The organism is Mycetocola tolaasinivorans (assembly GCF_003667565.1).
GTDB lineage: Bacteria > Actinomycetota > Actinomycetes > Actinomycetales > Microbacteriaceae > Mycetocola > Mycetocola tolaasinivorans.
In genome coordinates this window covers 39,825-58,044 of the sequence record NZ_RCUX01000002.1, presented here as the reverse complement: position 1 = coordinate 58,044, position 18,220 = coordinate 39,825, and the positions used below count along the sequence as shown (strand labels likewise).

16 protein-coding genes are annotated in these 18,220 nt (G+C 68.3%); 6 read left to right on the top strand and 10 right to left on the bottom strand.

The genetic code is table 11. The annotated features are described in order from the left end of the window. Positions 1-20 precede the first annotated feature (20 nt). The 5 genes from D9V32_RS02155 to D9V32_RS02135 all read right to left on the bottom strand — a co-directional run bounded on the left by D9V32_RS02155 (position 21) and on the right by D9V32_RS02135 (position 5,055). On the bottom strand, positions 21-902 hold the full coding sequence (locus D9V32_RS02155) for a siderophore-interacting protein (RefSeq protein ID WP_121647263.1): 882 nt from the start codon (positions 900-902) through the stop codon (positions 21-23). Between the two features lie 70 nt (positions 903-972). Further along, the gene (locus D9V32_RS02150; protein ID WP_245981952.1) at positions 973-1,998 is read right to left on the bottom strand and encodes a FecCD family ABC transporter permease; all 1,026 of its coding nucleotides are present in this window, start codon (positions 1,996-1,998) and stop codon (positions 973-975) included. Next, positions 1,995-3,056 carry a FecCD family ABC transporter permease gene (locus tag D9V32_RS02145; protein ID WP_121647262.1) on the bottom strand — a complete coding sequence of 354 codons (1,062 nt, stop codon included), beginning with the start codon at positions 3,054-3,056 and terminating at the stop codon, positions 1,995-1,997. The genes D9V32_RS02150 and D9V32_RS02145 overlap by 4 nt, the downstream gene beginning before the upstream one ends. Position 3,057: 1 nt before the next feature. After that, complete coding sequence (locus D9V32_RS02140; RefSeq protein WP_220700637.1) at positions 3,058-4,053, bottom strand: ABC transporter substrate-binding protein; 996 nt, start codon at positions 4,051-4,053, stop codon at positions 3,058-3,060. A gap of 117 nt (positions 4,054-4,170) precedes the next feature. After that, positions 4,171-5,055 carry a helix-turn-helix domain-containing protein gene (locus D9V32_RS02135; RefSeq protein WP_147440366.1) on the bottom strand — a complete coding sequence of 295 codons (885 nt, stop codon included), beginning with the start codon at positions 5,053-5,055 and terminating at the stop codon, positions 4,171-4,173. Positions 5,056-5,164: 109 nt separating this feature from the next. On the opposite strand from D9V32_RS02135, the gene D9V32_RS02130 reads away from it, so the two are divergent. The 3 genes from D9V32_RS02130 (at position 5,165) to D9V32_RS02120 (ending at position 9,247) form a co-directional block, all read left to right on the top strand. Next, positions 5,165-5,962, top strand: coding sequence for an alpha/beta fold hydrolase (locus D9V32_RS02130; protein WP_121647260.1), 798 nt, complete (start codon positions 5,165-5,167; stop codon positions 5,960-5,962). Between the two features lie 184 nt (positions 5,963-6,146). Continuing rightward, positions 6,147-6,986 carry a siderophore-interacting protein gene (locus D9V32_RS02125; RefSeq protein WP_121647259.1) on the top strand — a complete coding sequence of 280 codons (840 nt, stop codon included), beginning with the start codon at positions 6,147-6,149 and terminating at the stop codon, positions 6,984-6,986. Positions 6,987-7,060: 74 nt separating this feature from the next. Then, positions 7,061-9,247, top strand: a complete 2,187-nt coding sequence (locus tag D9V32_RS02120; RefSeq protein WP_121647258.1) for a heavy metal translocating P-type ATPase — start codon at positions 7,061-7,063, stop codon at positions 9,245-9,247. Between the two features lie 69 nt (positions 9,248-9,316). Here the strand turns inward: D9V32_RS02120 and adhP are convergent, their stop codons facing one another. Beyond that, positions 9,317-10,330, bottom strand: coding sequence for an alcohol dehydrogenase AdhP (gene adhP, locus D9V32_RS02115; RefSeq protein WP_121647540.1), 1,014 nt, complete (start codon positions 10,328-10,330; stop codon positions 9,317-9,319). Positions 10,331-10,609: 279 nt separating this feature from the next. On the opposite strand from adhP, the gene D9V32_RS02110 reads away from it, so the two are divergent. Continuing rightward, complete coding sequence (locus tag D9V32_RS02110; RefSeq protein ID WP_121647257.1) at positions 10,610-11,914, top strand: helix-turn-helix domain-containing protein; 1,305 nt, start codon at positions 10,610-10,612, stop codon at positions 11,912-11,914. An 8-nt stretch (positions 11,915-11,922) separates the two neighbouring features. On the opposite strand, the gene D9V32_RS02105 is transcribed toward D9V32_RS02110, so the two are convergent. Both D9V32_RS02105 and D9V32_RS02100 read right to left on the bottom strand, forming a co-directional pair. Further along, entirely contained in the window at positions 11,923-12,549 is a 627-nt protein-coding gene (locus D9V32_RS02105) for a class II aldolase/adducin family protein (RefSeq protein WP_121647256.1), read from the bottom strand. Positions 12,550-12,608: 59 nt separating this feature from the next. Continuing rightward, positions 12,609-13,886, bottom strand: coding sequence for an MFS transporter (locus tag D9V32_RS02100; RefSeq protein ID WP_121647255.1), 1,278 nt, complete (start codon positions 13,884-13,886; stop codon positions 12,609-12,611). 148 nt (positions 13,887-14,034) lie between these two features. On the opposite strand from D9V32_RS02100, the gene D9V32_RS02095 reads away from it, so the two are divergent. After that, complete coding sequence (locus tag D9V32_RS02095) at positions 14,035-14,955, top strand: sugar-binding transcriptional regulator (protein WP_121647254.1); 921 nt, start codon at positions 14,035-14,037, stop codon at positions 14,953-14,955. 21 nt (positions 14,956-14,976) lie between these two features. On the opposite strand, the gene D9V32_RS02090 is transcribed toward D9V32_RS02095, so the two are convergent. Beyond that, positions 14,977-16,254: a DUF1254 domain-containing protein gene (locus D9V32_RS02090; protein ID WP_121647253.1), complete on the bottom strand. Its 1,278-nt coding sequence runs from the start codon at positions 16,252-16,254 to the stop codon at positions 14,977-14,979. Then, a complete protein-coding gene (locus D9V32_RS02085) occupies positions 16,251-17,207 on the bottom strand; it encodes a DUF1254 domain-containing protein (RefSeq protein ID WP_121647252.1) in 957 nt (318 codons plus the stop codon). Before D9V32_RS02085 ends, D9V32_RS02090 begins: the two co-directional genes overlap by 4 nt. A 139-nt stretch (positions 17,208-17,346) precedes the next feature. Between D9V32_RS02085 and D9V32_RS02080 the strand changes: the two genes are divergently transcribed. Continuing rightward, a complete protein-coding gene (locus tag D9V32_RS02080; RefSeq protein ID WP_121647251.1) occupies positions 17,347-18,021 on the top strand; it encodes a GAP family protein in 675 nt (224 codons plus the stop codon). Positions 18,022-18,220 lie beyond the last annotated feature (199 nt).

Here is an 18,220-nt window from a genome sequence, read left to right as displayed (position 1 = left end):
GCCGTGGGCAGAGACCAGGCCTAGAGCCCGAACGGTGCCAGGAGGGAATCCGCCCGGTCACGAGCCAGCTCGGGATCGATCTCCTCATTGGCGTAGATCTCATCCAGCTGGGCGGTAACCCCGGGGTCCAGCGCCGCCAGACGACGCTGCCAACGCTCGTGATCGCGACGCCAGTACCCCATGGTGTCCCAGCGCTCGGTGGGCCAACGAAGCGTGTGTCGCAGGTGGGCGCGCGCCGTGCGCATCTCGCTTGCCTCACCGGAGAACCAGACGTATCCGTGGCCCGGCCGGTCGGTGAGATCCCGCACGGCCTCGGGTAGTGGCCCGGTATCCCCAGCATCAACCACCCAGCGCACGGTGTCGGCGAGACGGTGGGCCAGGGGCTGGACCTCCGCGGCATTCGCCACCTGAATGACCGCGATAACCGGCGGCGCGGCGGCGTCGCCAAGGTGGCTTTCGAGAATCCGAGCGATGGCCGGAAGCGCGGTGGCATCCCCCACCAGGGCGATCCACTCGCAGCCCGCGGGCGGTGCATACCCGCCGCGCGGTTCACCCAGCAGAATCAACTCACCCATCTCCGCATGGGTGGCCCAGGTGGCCCCCGGTCCCGCGCCATGAAGCACAAAGTCGAGATCGAGATATTCGCGCCCGCGCGCGCGAACCGTGTAGTACCGGCGGCTGAGGTCTGCCGTCGCCAGATCCTTCACCGTGCGAATCTTGGTGTGCGCGGCGGGAAGCCCGAGCGTCACAAACTCATCCGCAAACCCGGTGTCCCGATACTCGGAGATTCCGGGCACGTGCGCTCCCGAAACGTTCTCCACCCGGATCCGGCGCATCTGCGGGCTCAGCGTGGTGATCGCCGCCACGCGTGCCGCATAGATCGGCCCCTCGGCTCGGCTCATGATCGGTTCCTTTCACGTTGGTTTCTGTCGGCGTGGTTTCGCTGAGGGTGGTTTCGCTGAGCGTGGTTTTTCATCGTCGCCGCCGTCCCTCTACGCCCAGCAGCCACGCCAGGTAGGCCCCACCCACACAGATGGTGACCACCCCGGTGGGCAGCTGTGTGGGGGCGAGGGCGCGGGTGGCGATCAGGTCGCTGGCCAGCAGGATCAGCGCACCGGTCAGTGCGGTGGCCACATACGGGATGCCGGGGCTCGCGCACAGCCGGCGGGCGATCTGCGGGGCGGCAAGGGCGACAAACGCGATGGGTCCGGTGATCGCCGTGGCCACGGCCACCAGCACCACCCCGAGGACGATCGCGGCCAGGCGCACCCGCTCGGGTGCCGTTCCGAGCGCCGCGGCCAGATCGTCGCCGAGCTCCAGCACGCGCAGCGGCCCGGCGAGCAGCGCGAGGGCGGGCACCGCACCCATCAGGGTGATGAGCAGCACCGGAACCTGCTCCCACCCCACGCCGTTCAGTGAACCGGCACCCCAGATGGCTGCGCTCAGTGCCTCCTTCTGATCCACCGTGGTGACGATCCAGATGTTGAACGAGTTGAGCATCGCGGTAATCGCGATACCCACCACGATCAGCCGAAAACCGCTCGCCCCGCGTCGCATCACGAGGAGCCAGATCACGGCCGCGGTCAGGAGCCCGCCGACAACCGATGCCGCGGACACCGACAGCAGCGCGCTACCTCCGCCGAGCATGACCAGCAGCGCCCCGGTGTAGGCACCGGTGGTGAACCCGATAATGTCGGGGCTGCCGAGGGGATTGCGGGTGATGATCTGAAACAGCGCCCCGCTGAGGGCCAGGGCCGCGCCGATCAGGATCGCCAGCAGCACGCGCGGGGCGCGCCACTCGCGGACGATCAGTCCCGCGCCGCCTGCATCCTGGCCGGCGAGCGCGGCGAGGACCTGCCCCGGGGTGAAGGGCAGTTCCCCGGTGGACAGCAGATACAGGGCGAGCGCGGCAACCGCGACGCCCAGCAGGATGGTGGCGATGCGTGCTCGCCGACGCACGGCCCGCACCGGAACGCTCAGCGCACCGGGCGCACTCACGTGATCCGCCCACGGCGGCGCAGGGCGAGCCAGACGAGGATGGGCGCACCCACAAACGCGGTGATCACGCCCACCGAGAGCTCGTGCGGTCGCGCGATCGTGCGGCCCACGAGATCCGCCGCGAGCAGAAGAATGGGGCCGCACACAACGGAGAAGGCCAGTAGCCAGCGCTGATCCGGCCCCACCAGCGGCCGCAGGGAGTGCGGCACCATGAGCCCCACAAAGCCGATGGGCCCGGCGGCCGCCGTGGCCGTGCCGCACAGCACCGTGACGGCCACGGCCCCGAGGGCACGCGTGGCCCCGGTGCGGCTTCCGAGAGAGGCCGCGAGGTCGTCTCCGAGGGAGAGCGCGTTGAGGCCGCGACCCAGTGCCAGCGCAAGAACCAGCGCGATCGCGATGACCGGAAGCGCGATCGACACCACGTCCATCTCCCGCCCAGCAACAGAGCCCGCCGACCAGAAGCGCAGGCTGTCAAACGCCTTCGGGTTCGACAGCGACATGGCGGAGGTGATGCCGCCGAGCACCGCACCCACCGCAACACCGGAGAGCGTCAGCCGCGTCGGGGTGATCGAGGCGGGGCCGCCCGTGGAGGCCAGCACATACACCACGAGGGTGGCCAGGATCGCTCCGGCGTAGGCAAACCACAGCGAGTTGAGGAACCCGCCCACGCCAAACACGATGTATCCGAGGGCAACCCCGAGTGCCGCCCCGGCGTTGACACCGAGGATGCCCGGGTCGGCCAGCGGGTTGCGGGTGAGTGCCTGCATCAGGGTGCCGGCCACCGCCAGGGCGGCCCCCGCGGCGATGCACAGCAGGGTGCGCGGAATGCGCACCCCCGAGATGATCAGATCGTTTTCGGTACCGGTGGGTGCGAGGACGCCGGCCAGCACGTCCGCGGGCGGGATCATCTTCGAACCCACCGAGAGGCTCAGCAGGGCCAGCACGATGAGGGTACCGAGGGCGGCGAGAAACCACAGGGTGAGAGCACCACCGGAACGCCCGGCCGCGGGCAGAGCCTGTGCGGTCGGGCGTTTCGGTGTGGGTGGAGCAGTGGTCATCCTAGAGGGCGGAGAGCACGGTCTTTTCGACCTCGTGCAGCCACTCGGTGGCGGTCACGTAGTCGGTGATGCTGGTCTTCAGGCCGTACACGTGCTTCGCCTGGGCCACGGGCAGCCGGGTGAAGAGATCATTGTTCAGGACGTCCTGAATGCCCTGCGGCACGCTGCCATCCTGGTTGATGGGGTGCAGCGCCACGCTTACGCCGGTGAATACCGTGCCGAGCTGCTCAAACGGGTACGAGTGGTAGCCGCTGGCGTCGTAGTTGGTGGGAACGCCGGGGCCATACTTCATGCCCAGTTCGTTGACCACGAGGTTACCGATGGCCCCGGTGGGTTCCTGAATCGAGAACTGTCCGGCATCGTCCCCGAGGGAGAAGTGGGCCCAGGAGTTTCCGGAAATCTGCGCCGCATAGGTGGTCTTGATGCGATCGCGCTCGGTCTCATACGTGGACTTCGCACCCTTCCAGGCGTCGGTCTTTCCCACGGCCTCGGCGATCTGCTCGGTGAGGCCCTGCCAGTCTCCGCGGTCCTTTCCCTTGGCGATGGCCGTGGGGGCGATGGCCGAGAGCCGCTTGTAGACGGACTCATCGATCTCGTAGGCATCGCCCACGATGAGGTCGGGCTTGGTGGCGGCCAGGGCCTCGTAGTTGAGCTCACCGAAGCTGCCCGCGGTGGGCACACCCTTCACGAAGTCCTGCTGCGTGTCGGAGAACTCCTTGATCCACTTGCCGTAGTCCTGGGCGGCGACCGGTTTCACGTCGAGGGACATCAGCTGCCAGGGGGTGTCATAGGACACCGCGGCCACGCGCAGCGGCTTCTCGGGAATCTTGACGTCGCCGTAGGCGGAGGCGAAGGTGCGGGTGGCGCTCGCGCCCTCGCTGCTGGCGGGAGCCGCGCCGGTGGAGCAGGCGGAGAGCAGGCCGGCGGTGAGGGTGAGGGCGGCCACCGCGGCGGAGGCGCGCAGCGCGCGGGCAAGGGAACGGGTGGGACGAGGCACAGCTAACTCCTGAGACTTAGGTAAGGGATGCCTAATTATCACCAGCGACAACGGCACCCCACAAGCCCGAAACAGAGGGTATCGTGCAAAATCTGGTCGAGTTACATCAAAAATCGGTCATCGTGAGGGATTCTCGGTGCCCCGTTCGAGTGACGACGCCTCGGCCTCCTCCGCCGCGGAGAGCACCCCCACCCGAAGGAAGGTTCCCGGGGTCACCCCCGTGTGCTTTCGAAAGGCCGCACCAAACGCGGCAGCGGTGCGAAACCCGGTGCCGCGCGCCACCGTGGCCACGCTGTCTCCGAGGGTCAAACGCTGAATGGCAAACCGCATCCGTACCTCGGTGCGCCACCCCGAAAACGACAGCCCCGTCTCCGCCTGAAAGTGTCGCATGAGGGTGCGCACGCTCACCCGGCAGAGTGCTGCCCACTCCTCGACCGTGCGGTCATCCGCGGGTCGCTCCAGCAGGGCGTCGGTGATGACGCGCAGCCAGGGGGTGTGCGGAAGCGGAACATCCACCACGAGACGCGGGGTGGGCTCCAGCAGATCCAGCGCGAAGGCCTCGGCATTCGCCCGCTCCGGCGCACTCAGGTCGCGCACCATCAGGTGGTCCAGCACCTGGTCCAGCAGCGTCGGGGTCACCAGCACCGCCACGTGCTCGAGGCCCGGGCGCTCCCCCTCATCGGCAAACCAGCTGCAGAGCAGCGCGCTTCCGGGCCCCGCATGCACCTCGTGCGCGATTCCCGCGGGCACCCAGATGCTTGCGCCGCCCGGCACCGCATAGATCGCCGTTTCGGTGCGCAGGATCACCACGCCCTCGATCCCCCACAGCAGTTCGTGGGTGTGGTGCGCGTGCAGCGGCCAGGTGCGCCCCTCCCGCATCTCCGGCGGGGTTTCGATCCGGTGCGAGGCGAGGCGCGGTGCCTCCCCCTGGGGCAGGTAGTCCACCAGCGGATTATCCACGTTGATGTCCACGCGTGAGGTTTCCAGCAGGGAGGAGGACATGATGCGTGCCTTTCGGGTGTCGGGGTGCGCCGTGGCCACCCCTCCCGACGAAGCCTAGCCGAGCGCCCACCCCTCCCCGATCAGGCACCGGTCGAGTTAGGATCGGGAAATGATCGCACGGGTGCACGGCACGGGAACACCGCTCATCATGATCCACGGCTTCGGGGTGGATCATCGCATCCTGCTCCCCCTGGAGGAGATGGTGGGCAATCTCGGCTGGCAGCGCATCTATCTGGACCTCCCCTGGGCAGAGGGTGCGGAGGATTCCGGGGTGGGTAGCCCGCGAGAGCTCGCCGCGAGCGTCCTCACCGAGGTTTCGGACCTCATCGGCCAGCAGCCGTTTGCCGTACTCGGCAACTCCTTCGGCGCGCTGATCGCGCGCCACCTCGCGCATGCGCTGCCCGAGCGCTGCCTCGGCCTCGCCACCCTCGCCGGGGCCTTCCGGATGAACCACGCCGAACGCACCCTGCCCGCGCACCGGGTGGTCACGCACGACGCCGACGTTCTGGAGCGCGCCGGTGATGCCCGCGGCGAATTCGAGAGCATGGCCGTCATTCACACCTTCGAGACCCTGGACGCATTTGAGCGCTTTGTCCTCCCCGGAGTACGCGGTGCGAATGCCGTCGTCCTCGACCGCCTGACCGAAACATACACGGACGCCCCCGATCCCGAGCTATCCCAGCCCTCCTTCGCGGCCCCCTCGCTCCACCTCTTTGGCCGGCAGGATCAGATCGTGGGGTTTGAGGATGGCCTCGCACTCCGCGGCCACTATCCGCGCGGCAGTTTTGTGGTTCTCGATGGTGCCGGGCACAACCTTCACATCGAGCGGCCGGCAGTCGTGGGGCCCCTGGTGCGAGACTGGCTCGATCGCGCCGCCGCTCACGGCCTCCCGGAGAGCGAGGCGTGAGGCCTCACCCGCTTTCGCGGGCTATCTCCGGGGAGATTCGACCGGCACCGGGTGGATTTCGCCCACAGCGTGCCGGGGCACTTCCGCGTGATTCCGGGGTTTAGGTCACCCCTCAAACGTGGGTCACGGCAAAAACAGCCAACCGCGAGTGCAATTCCGGCGCGGACGGTGCAGAATGAGCATTATGAGCACGACCCCCAGCCCCAGCCGCCCCGCACGCCCGCAGACCGTCCTTGAGGTGGTCGCGCGTAACTGGCTGACCCCTCACCTCGTGCGCCTGACCCTCGGCGGCCCCGGCTTCGATGACTTCGTCTCCAACGACGCCACCGATAAGTACATCAAGATTTTCTTCACCAAGCCCGAGCTTGAGCTCGAGCCCCCCTATGACGTTGCGGCGCTGCGCGAAACCCTCGCCCCCGAAGACCTTCCGGTGACCCGCACGTACACCGTGCGCCGGGTCAACACCGAGGAGCGCACCCTGGATGTCGACTTCGTGGTGCACGGCGACGAGGGCCTCGCCGGCCCCTGGGCGGCCGATGCGGCACTCGGCGACCGCGTAGTCTTCGCCGGCCCCGGCGGCGCATACACCCCCGACCTGGAGGCCGACTGGCACCTCTTCGTCGGCGACGAGTCGGCGTTCCCCGCAATTGCGGCCGCCGTTGAGTCTCTCCCCGAGGATGCCCGCGGCATCGCGGTGGTCGAAATCGAGTCCGAGGATGACCGCCCGACCCTGAGCGGCCCGGACGGCGTGGCCGTGCACTGGATCATCCGTGGCGAGCGCACCGAGGATACCCCGCGCCTCCTCGCCGATGCGATCACCGCCCTGACCTGGCTCGAGGGCCGCGTACACGTCTTCGCCCACGGCGAGCGCGAATCGATGAAGGCCCTGCGCGAGGTGTTCATCACCGAGCGCGAGCTCGAGCGCTCGCAGCTCTCGCTCTCGGGCTACTGGGCTCACGGCCGCGCGGAGGACCGCTTCCAGGCGGAAAAGCGCGAGCCGATCGGTAAGATTTTCCCCGCCTAGGGACGCAGCCCTCCTCGCTGACGGCGAACGGTCACGCCTAGACGTATACCCCTTGGGGGTATAGCCTGGGTGCCATGACCGACGAGAAGAACACCCGAAACTCTCACGGCACCACCCCCGGAGAGGCCGCGCACACACACGAGGATCACTCCGCGCACGCGGGCCAGGACGCGCACGCCAGTCACGACGCGCACTCCGGCCACGACGGGCACGCGGAACACGACGCCCACGCGGGCCATGGCGGGCACGCCGGACACGTGGCCGTCTTCCGCCGCCTGTTCTGGATCATGCTGGTCATCGCCGTGCCCGTAACAGTGCTCTCCGGGATGTTCGCCCACATCCTCGGCTACACGCTCCCCGATATTCCCGGGCTCCCGTGGGTCTCCCCGATCCTCGGCACGGTGATGTACGTCTGGGGCGGCAAACCCTTCCTCACCGGCGCGGTGGATGAGCTGCGGGCACGCAAGCCCGGCATGATGCTGCTCATCGCCCTGGCCATCACCGTGGCATTTGTCTCCTCCTGGGGTGCCAGCCTCGGCCTCCTCAGCCACGAACTCGACTTCTGGTGGGAGCTCGCGCTACTCATCGTGATCATGCTGCTGGGGCACTGGATCGAAATGCGCTCGCTCGCGCAGACCTCCTCGGCGTTGGACTCCCTCGCCGCCCTTCTGCCCGACGAGGCCGAACGCCTCACCGGGGACGGCACCGCCGAGGCGATCGAGCGGGTCTCCCCCGCCGACCTGCGGGTGGGCGATCGGGTGGTGGTGCGCCCGGGCGGCCGCGTACCGGCGGATGCCCGGATCGAGTCCGGTGCCGCGGATATCGATGAGTCGATGATCACCGGGGAGTCACGCCCGGTGCATCGCGGCCCCGGCGACGCGGTGGTGGCGGGCACCGTCGCGACCGACTCCGGCCTGCGCCTGCGCGTGAGCGCGGTGGGTGGCGATACCGCCCTGGCCGGAATCCAGCGCCTGGTGTCCGAGGCTCAGGCCTCCTCATCGCGCGCTCAGCGCCTCGCCGATCGCGCCGCCGGCTGGCTGTTCTGGTTTGCCCTGGGGTCGGCGCTCATCACCGCGCTGGTCTGGGTGCTGCTCGGAATGCCGGATGACGCCGTGGTGCGCACCATCACGGTGCTCGTGATTGCCTGCCCGCACGCCCTCGGGCTGGCCATTCCGCTGGTGGTGTCGATCGCGACCGAGCGGGCCGCCCGTGGGGGTATCCTGATCACCGACCGCCTCGCGCTCGAGAGCATGCGCGGCGTCGGCAGCGTGCTCTTTGACAAGACCGGTACCCTGACGCGCGGTGAACCCCGGGTCGAGACCGTGGCGGTGGCACCGGAGAGCACGCTCACCGAAGATGAGCTGCTCGCCCTCGCGGCGGCGGCCGAGTCCGATTCGGAGCATCCGCTGGCACGCGCGATCGTGGCAGCGTCCGCCGACCGCTCGCTCACGCTGGATTCCGCGCAGAACTTCACCTCCGCCCCCGCGCTGGGCGTGCGTGCAACCGTGGGCTCTCACGAGGTGGGGGTGGGCGGGCCCGGTCTACTGGCCGAGCATGCGGCAGCGGAGCTCGCGGTGTCCGATGCCTGGCGGGCTGAGGGCGCGATCATCCTGCACGTGCTCGTCGACGGCCAGGTGGTGGGTGCGCTGAAGCTCGCCGATGAGGTTCGGCCGGAGTCTCGCGAGGCCGTCGCGGCACTGCAGCACCTGGGTATCGAACCGGTCATGATCACCGGCGATGCCGAGGCCGTGGCCCACTCGGTGGCCGCGGAGCTGGGCATCACCCGCGTCTTTGCCGGGGTACGGCCCGAGGACAAGGCGGCGCGCGTCGCCGAGCTGCAAGCCGAGGGGCACGTGGTCGCGATGGTGGGCGACGGCGTAAACGACGCTCCGGCGCTCGCCCGTGCGGACGTGGGCATCGCGATCGGCGCGGGCACGGACGTGGCGATCGCCTCGGCCGGGGTGATCCTGGCGAGCGACGATCCCCGCTCGGTGCTCTCGGTGATCGAGCTCTCCCGCGCGAGCTACCGCAAGATGCGACAGAACCTCTGGTGGGCGGCCGGCTACAACCTGCTCTCGGTGCCGCTGGCCGCGGGAGTGCTCGCGCCCATCGGGTTTGTGCTGCCGATGTCGGTGGGCGCGATCCTGATGTCGCTCTCGACCATCATCGTGGCAGCGAACGCCCAGCTGCTGCGCCGCCTCGACCTCTCTCCCGAGGCGGGCGTGCGCGCGGACGGGGTACGGGCGGACCGCACGCACTAGGCCCAAAGCCAGCGGCGGCCCCGCTCCCCGAACGGGGTGCGGGGCCGCCGTGACGACGGGCGGCTGCGGCTAGCGCAGGTCCATCACGATGCGGCCGTCGATCGCGCCGCGCTTCATCCGGTCGAACACGTCGTTGATCTCGTCAAGGGCGGCGGTCTCCACGGTGGGCACAACCTTGCCGTCGGTGTAGAACTGTACGGCCTCGATCATGTCCTGACGGGTGCCCACGATCGATCCGCGAATGGTCAGACCGCGCAGCACGATGTCGAAGATGTTTGCCGGGAAGTCACCCGGGGGCAGACCGTTGAACACGATGGTGGCACCGCGGCGGGCAATGGCGAGCGCCTGGCCGAAGGCCTGCGGGTGCACGGCGGTCACGAGTACGCCGTGCACACCGCCGGTCTGTTCCTGGATCACCTCGGCCGGGTCCTCCTTCAGCGCGTTGACGGTGACGACGGCACCGTGGCGGCGGGCGAGGTCGAGCTTGGCGTCATCGACGTCGATCGCCACGACCTTGAATCCCATGGCCACCGCGTACTGCACGGCGATGTGGCCGAGGCCACCGATGCCGGAGATCGCGACCCACTGGCCGGGGCGGGCGTCGGTCACCTTGAGGCCCTTGTACACCGTCACACCGGCGCAGAGGATGGGGGCGATTTCGACCGGGTCGACGCTCGGGTCGAGACGGGCCGCATAGGTGGCGTCCACCAGCATGTACTCGCCGAAGCTGCCGTCTACGGAGTATCCGCCGTTCTGCTGCTTCTCACAGAGGGTTTCCCAGCCGGTGCGGCAGTACTGGCAGGTGCCACAGGCGGACCACAGCCAGGCGTTACCAACCAGGTCGCCCACGGCGAGATCGGTGACGCCCTCGCCGACGGCGACGACGGTGCCGACACCCTCGTGGCCCGGGATCAGCGGAGACTTCGGCGGAACGGGCCAGTCACCCTCGACGGCGTGCAGGTCGGTGTGGCACACACCGGTGGTGAGAACCTTTACCAGGGCCTGACCTTTTCCCGGGGTCGGGATCTGAACCTCATCGATGGTGAGGGGTGCCCCGGCGGAGTGGGCAACGGCGGCGCGCATCGTGTTCGACACGTTTTCTCCATTCATCTGGAAACTAATCGCCCCGACCGTGATAACGACACCAGGGGGCGGTGACCCGTTGGTCACCCCCATGGTAGGACCGCGCAGGTTGCATTCGGTTGCGCCGTATAACCGGCGTGATGAAAAGCCGTCGCGGCTCGGGATTTTGGCCTAGACTGGCCTCAAAAGCAGCCCACAGGCAGGTGCGCAGGACGATTCCTCCCGGGCCGCAATTTCGGCCGGCTACGGCCGCTCGGAACGGACCGAAAGGGTAGTGTCGTGTGGGCCACGGTAACCTCTTCAGCGCAGTCACCGCGCCAGCGTGACCTGGTTTCGCAGTCCTGGAGTCGCTCCCACGAGCTGCGAGTGGATCCCCTCGCCGGTTCAGCACGGCGCCTCCTCGCCGAAGAGGAGCTGAGGTGTCAGCGCGAGAGCAGCCCCTGGAACGAGCTCATTCCGGTCGCACGCACCCTGCTCCTTGGCGAAAATGTCCGTGACTGTGGCGCACTGTTTGCGCTCGGTGACGCCGACGGGCGGCTGCTCTGGGTCGAGGGCGATCATCACCTGCGCTCCGCCGCCGAATCGATGCGGTTCATGCCCGGCACCGACTGGTCCGAGGCCGCGGTCGGCACGAGCGCACCGAGCACCGCGCTCGCACTCGGTCACCCGGTGCGCGTACACCACGACGAACACTTCCTGCCCGCGGCACACACCTGGAGTTGCCTTGCCGTACCGCTGCGCGATCCCGAAACCGGGGTGATCCTCGGGGTACTCGACCTCACCGACCGTGCCGGGGCGATCCGCGGGCAGGGCGAGCGCCTCCTAATCGCGGCCGCCCATGCGCTGCAGCAGGAGATCCTGGTGCGCCGGCTGCGCGCGGCGGCGGCCGCGTCGATCACGGCCGCGACCGCACCCGGGCCCGCACCGGCACCCGAGCTTGCACCGGTTACCGCGGCGGCGCGCCCACAGCCGGCCGCCCGGATCGCGGTGCTCGGTCACGACCTGGGTGTGCTGAACGGCACCTGCACCGAGGTACTTCTCAGCGCCCGCCATGCGGAAATCCTGATGCTCCTCGCCTGGCACCCGCGCGGGCTCACGGCCGAGCAGCTGGCCGATCAGCTGTATGAGTCCGAGGCACCGCTCGTGACCCTGCGGGCCGAAATCGTGCGGCTGCGCCGCGTGCTCGAGCGTGCGGGCGGCCCGGTGCTTGAATCGCGCCCCTACCGGCTCGAACCGGCCTGGGAAACCGATGTCCACCGAGTCCTTGCCCTGCTTGATCGTGGTGCCCACCGGCAGGCCCTCGCCGCGTTTTCCGGCGATATCCTGCCCTCATCGCACGCCCCGGGCGTCGTCTCGATCCGTGAGCAGGTGCGCGGACGCCTCCGCGAATCGCTGCTCGCGGGGGCATCCGTCGACACCCTGCTCGAATATGCCCGCGGCCCGCACGGCCGGGACGACCTCGAGGTCTGGGAGACCTGTCTACGGCTCCTGCCCGCCTGTTCCCCGCGCCGCACCGCGGTGCTGCGGGAGATCGAACGGATCGAGGCCGAGCTCGACATCCCGGTACCGCACGCGGCACGGTAGCTGCCCGTCTAGGCGTGGTGCAGCGCGCTGAACTCCGCGGCCGGGAACTCCGTAGAACCATCGCCCAGAAGCAGCGCGCGGTAGGTCGCGGTCGCGGCTTCTTCCAGGTTGAGCGCGCGGCGGTACGCCATGGAGATGGTGTCGCCGAGGGCTGAGCAGCCGTGGTTCGAGAGAATCACGCAGTTGTGCTCGCGTGCCTGCTCGGCGGCGGTGTCGGCGAGGCGGTCCGAGCCGTTCGGGGCGAACGGCGTGGTCCCAATCGACTTCACGTAGTACGCGTGGTCCAGGGTAATCAGGCGAATCCGGTGCCCCAGAGCGTCCACGAGCACCGCGTGCTGCGGGTGCACGTGCACCACCGCGTTGATGTCGGGACGCTCCTGGTAGGTGCGCTGGTGCAGCTTCCACTCGCTCGACGGGCTCGTGCCCGAGAGTACCTCGCCGGAGAGGCTCATGACGGTGAAATCCTCCGCGGTGAGGCGATCCAGCCAGGTGCCCGATCCGGTCACCACGAAGCCCTCCGCCACGCGTGCGGAGAGGTTGCCTCCGCTGGCCAGGGCGAGGCCCGCGCGCACGGCATCGGCTCCCACCTCGATCAGCTCGGCGATGGTCGCATCCAGGTTCTTCACTGCGTTCATGTCCGTTTCCTTTCACGGGACGGGGTGTGCGGGGTACCGGGGTCCGGCACCCCGCAGGGTTAGGCGTGGAGGGGAACCCCGGCCACGGGAATGCGCGACTTGGTGTCCTTCAGGAGGAACGTGAGCGCGAACCCAACCAGGTAGAAGGAGGCGATGATCCACACGGTGGTCTCGATTCCGAGCGGGGTGACCAGTGCGGCGATCACCGGGCCGATGAACTGGCTGAGGCCGGCACCGAGGTTCAGGATGGCCACTGCCGCGGCCATGTTCTGCGGGGCGAGCAGCGGCACGATCGCCGACAGCGGCACGAACATGCCGAGGGCGAGGCCGTAGATGATCGCGACCACGAGCATGATGGCGAAGTTCGGGCCGATGGTGGTGGGCACGTAGTACATGGCGAGCACCATCACGAAGCAGCCGATTCCGCCGGCCCAAGCCACCACGTTGACGCGGCCGATCCAGTCGGCGAGGTATCCCGAGAGCAGGTTGGCGGCCACGTTGGCGAGGAGCATGGTGCCCCAGATGTACTGCCAGTCCGAGGTAGTGAAGCCCACATCGCGCACCATGTAGGTGGTGAGGAACACCACGAAGGCGTAGAAGGACAGCGTGTTGATCATGCGTACGACGCCACCGACGCCCACCTTGGGGTGGGTCTTGACGATGGTGATGGAGCGGGCGATACCGGCGAGGCTCGCGCGCACGGTAACCGGCGCGGTGACCGGGTTCTTCAGCAGGACTGCCACCATCACACCGCCGATACCGATGAAGGCGAGGGAGGTCCAGAGGGTGCCGAGCTCACCGATGACGGGGATCATCGCGCCGGCGAAGTAGGAGGAGATCACGCCGAGACCCAGGGTGGAGAAGAACCAGTACCAGCCGGTTGCGCGACCCATGACGTTTTCGGGAGTGGCCATGGTGATCCATACCAGGAATCCGAAGGCGAACATCGGATAGCCGAGACCGCGGATGCCGAAGGCGATGAGCATGACGGTGAAGTCCTGGGCCATGACTCCGAAGACCAGGAAGATGATCTGGAAGACCACCCAGATCGCGAAGCCCACCATCATGACCCGCTTGGGGCCCCAGGCTTCGGCGAGCGCGCCGGAGAGCCAGGCGGCGAGGGCCACCACGATGCCGTAGACGCTCCACAGCAGGGCGACGTCACCGCCGGAGAATCCCTGGGCATCGAGGTAGGGCGAGAGGAAGCCGGCTTCGATGCCGTCTCCCACCATGAACAGGGTGAGCGCGAGGAAGCCCCACGCGATGGGGCGGGAGATGCCCTGGGAGGCCAGCAGCGCCGCGAAGCGGCCGCCGGTAGCGGGTGGACGAGATTCCATGGGTGAGACTCCTCGTTGAGTATCGACGATACGGTGAGTATGATGTACATTTGTTCAGTGCGATGAACGGTTGCACAGTAAGTCTCGATGACGATCACGTGCGTGTCAAGTTCACCGCCACACGCGCTCCCCGTGGGAGGATAAAAGCATGCTTATGGGACGCGTTGCGCGGCTGTACTACGAACACGGGCTCACCCACCAGGAAATCGCCGACACCCTCGGCCTCTCCCGGATCCGGGTGACCCGTCTCCTTGCCGAAGCCCGCTCCAGCGGCATGGTTGAGATCACCGTGCGCGCGACGGACACCCTCTTCGCCGATGAGGAGGTCGCACTCTCCGCCGCCTATGGCGTGGGGCAGGTGTGGATCGCGCCCGACAGCGGCGACCGCGCCAAGGCGGAACGCGCGTTTGCGAGCGTGGGTGCCGAGGCCGTGGCGAGTCTGCTGGAGCCCGGTACCGTCACCACGGTCGGGGTCTCCGCGGCGGTGGCCCGCGTCGCCTCCGCACTCCCCATCACCCAGATCGGGGGTGAGTTTGTTCCCGCCTGCGGCAGCACCGCCGGGCTCACCACCGGGGCCAACGGCCACGAGAGCGCGCTGAAGTTTGCCGAACACACCGGCGGGCGCGCCCACCACATTCCCGCGCCCCTCATCGCCGCCTCGCCGGAATCGGCCCGCTATTCCAGCGCTGATCCGGGGGTGCACCGCGCCCTCGACCACGCGGCGTCCGCCCGACTCCTGATTACCGGGGTGGGCGGGGTGGAGCACAGCGCGGGCCTGCTGTTTGAGGCAATGTCCGAGGCCGATGCCACCGACCTGCGCACCCGCGGTGCCGTGGGTGATATCGCCGGGCGCTTCTTTGACGCCTCCGGGCAGGCGGTTGACGGGCTCCTCAATGAGCGCATCGTCGGGCTCACCCTCGATCAACTGCGGGCCATCCCCGTGCGCCTCGGCATCGCCCACGGTCCGGAAAAGGTGGGGGCGCTGGCCACCGCGCTCACCCACGGAATCTTTAACGCCCTGGTGACCGATATCACCACGGCACGCGCGCTTCTCGCCGCCCGCGCCTAGCGGACTGCGAGAAGCGGTGCACTACGCGACGGGCACCCGCCGCACCTCGGGGTACACGTAGGTCTCCTCGAGGATCGAGTCGCCCGGAATGTAGAACCGCATCACGAGACGGAACGCCTCCGCGGGTGTGGGCAGCCAGTTGGCGCGCTCGCGCGCGTCCGTCGGAGCCCCGTGTGCGAGGGTGAGCACCAGGGTGCCGTCCTCCTCATATTGCAGGCCCGCCGTGCGGTCGCCGATCGAGTAGCGATCGATCGGGTTATCCACCAGGAAGTAGCGCGGAATGTCGTACAGCGTGATCGACCAGAACGCCCCCACCGGCGGTAGCTCGGTGAAGGTGATGCGATACGTGTGATCGCCGATGAGCGGCGCACCGGCGATGTCGGTGAACGCCTGCGCGTAGACGGCCTCATAGGCGTGGTTGCCCCAGAGCCCCAGTCGGCAGCTGATCGCCCGGTCGAGGATGCGCCGCTCGGGATCGGTGGTCAGCCAGCGCGGATCGGCATCGGTTCCGAGGCCCAAGACGTGCACGTTGTAGTCGAACAGGTGCAGGCCCACACCCCAGCCGCCGTGGAACGGCGTGGGGGCGGTGGTCGTGGCGGTTGCCAGATCGGCTACCCCGGCGGCGAAGTCCGCCTCACGGTCCGCGGCTGCGGGCAGCGGGAACCCCGCGGCGAGCGCCGCATCGGCCTCGGGCCCCGGGAAGCGCGCGGCCCAGGCCTCGGCCTGCGCCCAGAACAGCTCGGCCTCGGTCTCCGCCGACCCGACATCGGGAATGCCCCGATCCGTGCCCGAAGGGTCCAGCGAAGTGAGCACCGTGGCATCCTGCAGCGCGTGCACTGCGGGAAGATCGTCGGGGCCGGTGCAGGCGAATCGCCCCACGATCGAGACGATATCGGTCGAGGCGTGCACCACCGGCAGATCGGTGCTTCCCGACCAGCCGGGCGGCACGATCAGGAACGAACCGGCAGCATTTCCGGTCGCACGGGTGCCGATATAGGCAATGTTGTTTGTCCAGGCGTCCACGAACTGCAGCACGTAGTAGCGGTCGCCCAGATCCGGGGTGTCCAGCCGGATGGGCCCGGCCGAGAGGTCGAGCTGCGCCATCGAATACACGGTGTCATTGTTGATCGTGACGAAGGTGTCCTGCGGCCCGGCGAGTGTCCGCGCATGCGAGAAGGAGTTTGCCGCGGCGGCGGGGTTCGACCCCACGCCGGTGGTGAGATACCGGGTCACCTGGCGGAGGTTTTCGACCAGTGGATAGTGGAACAGGTAGGGCGAGGGTGCGGGCTGCGCGGTCATGCTCCGGCCTCCGCGGGGGTGAGGGCCGGCAGCGTCCAGCTGCCATCGATCACCTCGGGGCGCGGCCGGTAGTAGCGCACCAGGTAGTTCCAGCCGGGCATGATGCCGAGCTCGTTGGCGGCACCGGTGGCGACGGGGGCAAACCGCACGGTGATCGAACCGTCGGCGGCGCGCTCCCCGGTCACGCTGTTCACGCTCGTGAGGGTTCCCGGAATCGGCTCGAAGTAGCCCTCGGCGTTGTACAGCGAGACCGACCAGAAGGCGTCCACCGGCACATCCCGCAGGGTGAGCGAGTACTCCGCCACCGGCAGGTGATCGTCAACGTTGACGTAGTAGGCCTCACTCTCGGGCAGGCCGCCCCAGCCGAGGGCGGCACCGATCAGGTGGCGGATCGGTTCGACCTCCTCGCGGGTGCCAAACGAGTGATCAAAGCCGCTGAATCCGCGGCCGAGCTCGAGCAGCGCGTTTCGGGTGGAGTCGAGGGAGGCGGCATCGTATTCGGGAAGCTCGAACGCACGCGAGGATGCCGAGGTTGCGGCCAGGCCGTCCTGTACCCTGTTGGCGGCGGCCACATCCGCCGGATCGGTCGGGTCCACCAGCACACGCACGGCCACCAGGACAAAGTCTGAACCGACCTCGTCCCGCGTGATCGCGTGCTCACCCGCGTCGTGCAGTACCCGGGAGGTGTACTGATCCTGGCTGATCAGCGCGGCCGAGAGATACCGCCCCTCGGCGTCGGGAAGGGTGAGGGTGGCCCCCTCGCTCACGTCCAACACGATCGAGCTGTACAGGGTGTCGCGGTTTTGCCGGATTACCCGCTGGTCATCCAGCGCGGAGGGCTCTCGGTGATGCACCCAGTGACCCACCCCCTCGGTTCCGGCCAGGAGCGCTGCGAACATCCGGTTGGACTCGGCACGGACGAAGTTGTCGGCGGTTACACGGGTTGCGGTCATGAACTACTCTCTTTCGACGGTCACTAGTGGTGGATGAAAAGCAGGGGGTGGGGATAGACGCGAACGTCCCATCCCTCTAGGGTGATCTCAGTTCCCGATCTCCGTCGGGATCACGGTGAATTCGAGGGGAAGGCGCAACATGTACGAGGCTCTGGGTGAGGGACTGCCCCTCATGATCGGTGTGGCGCTGAGCCCGGTACCGATGATCGCGACGATTCTCATGCTGCTCTCCCCGCGCGCCCGCGCCACCGCACCGGCGTTCATGCTGGGCTGGCTCTTCGGGCTCGCGGTTGTCCTCGCGGGGGCCACCGCGCTGTCGTCTGTGCTCCCCGAGGCCGAGCAGGCGGGCCCCAAGCCGGTGATCGGCATCATCAAGATCCTGCTCGCGGGGGCGCTGTTCTTCCTCGCGTATCGCAAGTGGAAGACGCGCCCGGCTCCGGGCGAATCCGCTCCGCTTCCCCGCTGGATGGACTCGATCAATGACCTCGGGGTGGGGCGCTCGATCGTGCTGGGCCTCGTGCTGTCGGCCAACCCGAAAAACCTGGTGCTTGCGATCTCAGCGGGTCTCGCCGTGGGGACCGCGGGGCCGCTGAGCCTCGGGGAGGCGATCCTCGCGATCGTGATTCTCGCACTCCTGGGCTCGCTCACCATCGTGGTCCCCGTGGCCGGATATCTCGTCGCCGCCGATCGTCTGGCCGGAACGCTCGAGCAGGTGCGCGCGTGGCTCACGCAGAACAACGCGGCGATGATGGCCACTCTGCTGCTGGTGTTCGCGTTCGTGCTGCTGGGCAAGGGCATCGCTAGTTTCTCCTAGACCGGTTGGGCACGGTCGCCAGTCACCATCGATTGTGCCCCCACACCTGGCAGCATAGCGGTCGTTTGGGTTTCGATCGAGAGCTATTTTGGAGGCCGGTTTCGTCGATGCACCGGCCGGATGCGCCAGCCCATCCGTCAGTACCCGTCACGACCGAACATCGCGACCGGTATTCACTGCAAAATACCCGTACGCGCAC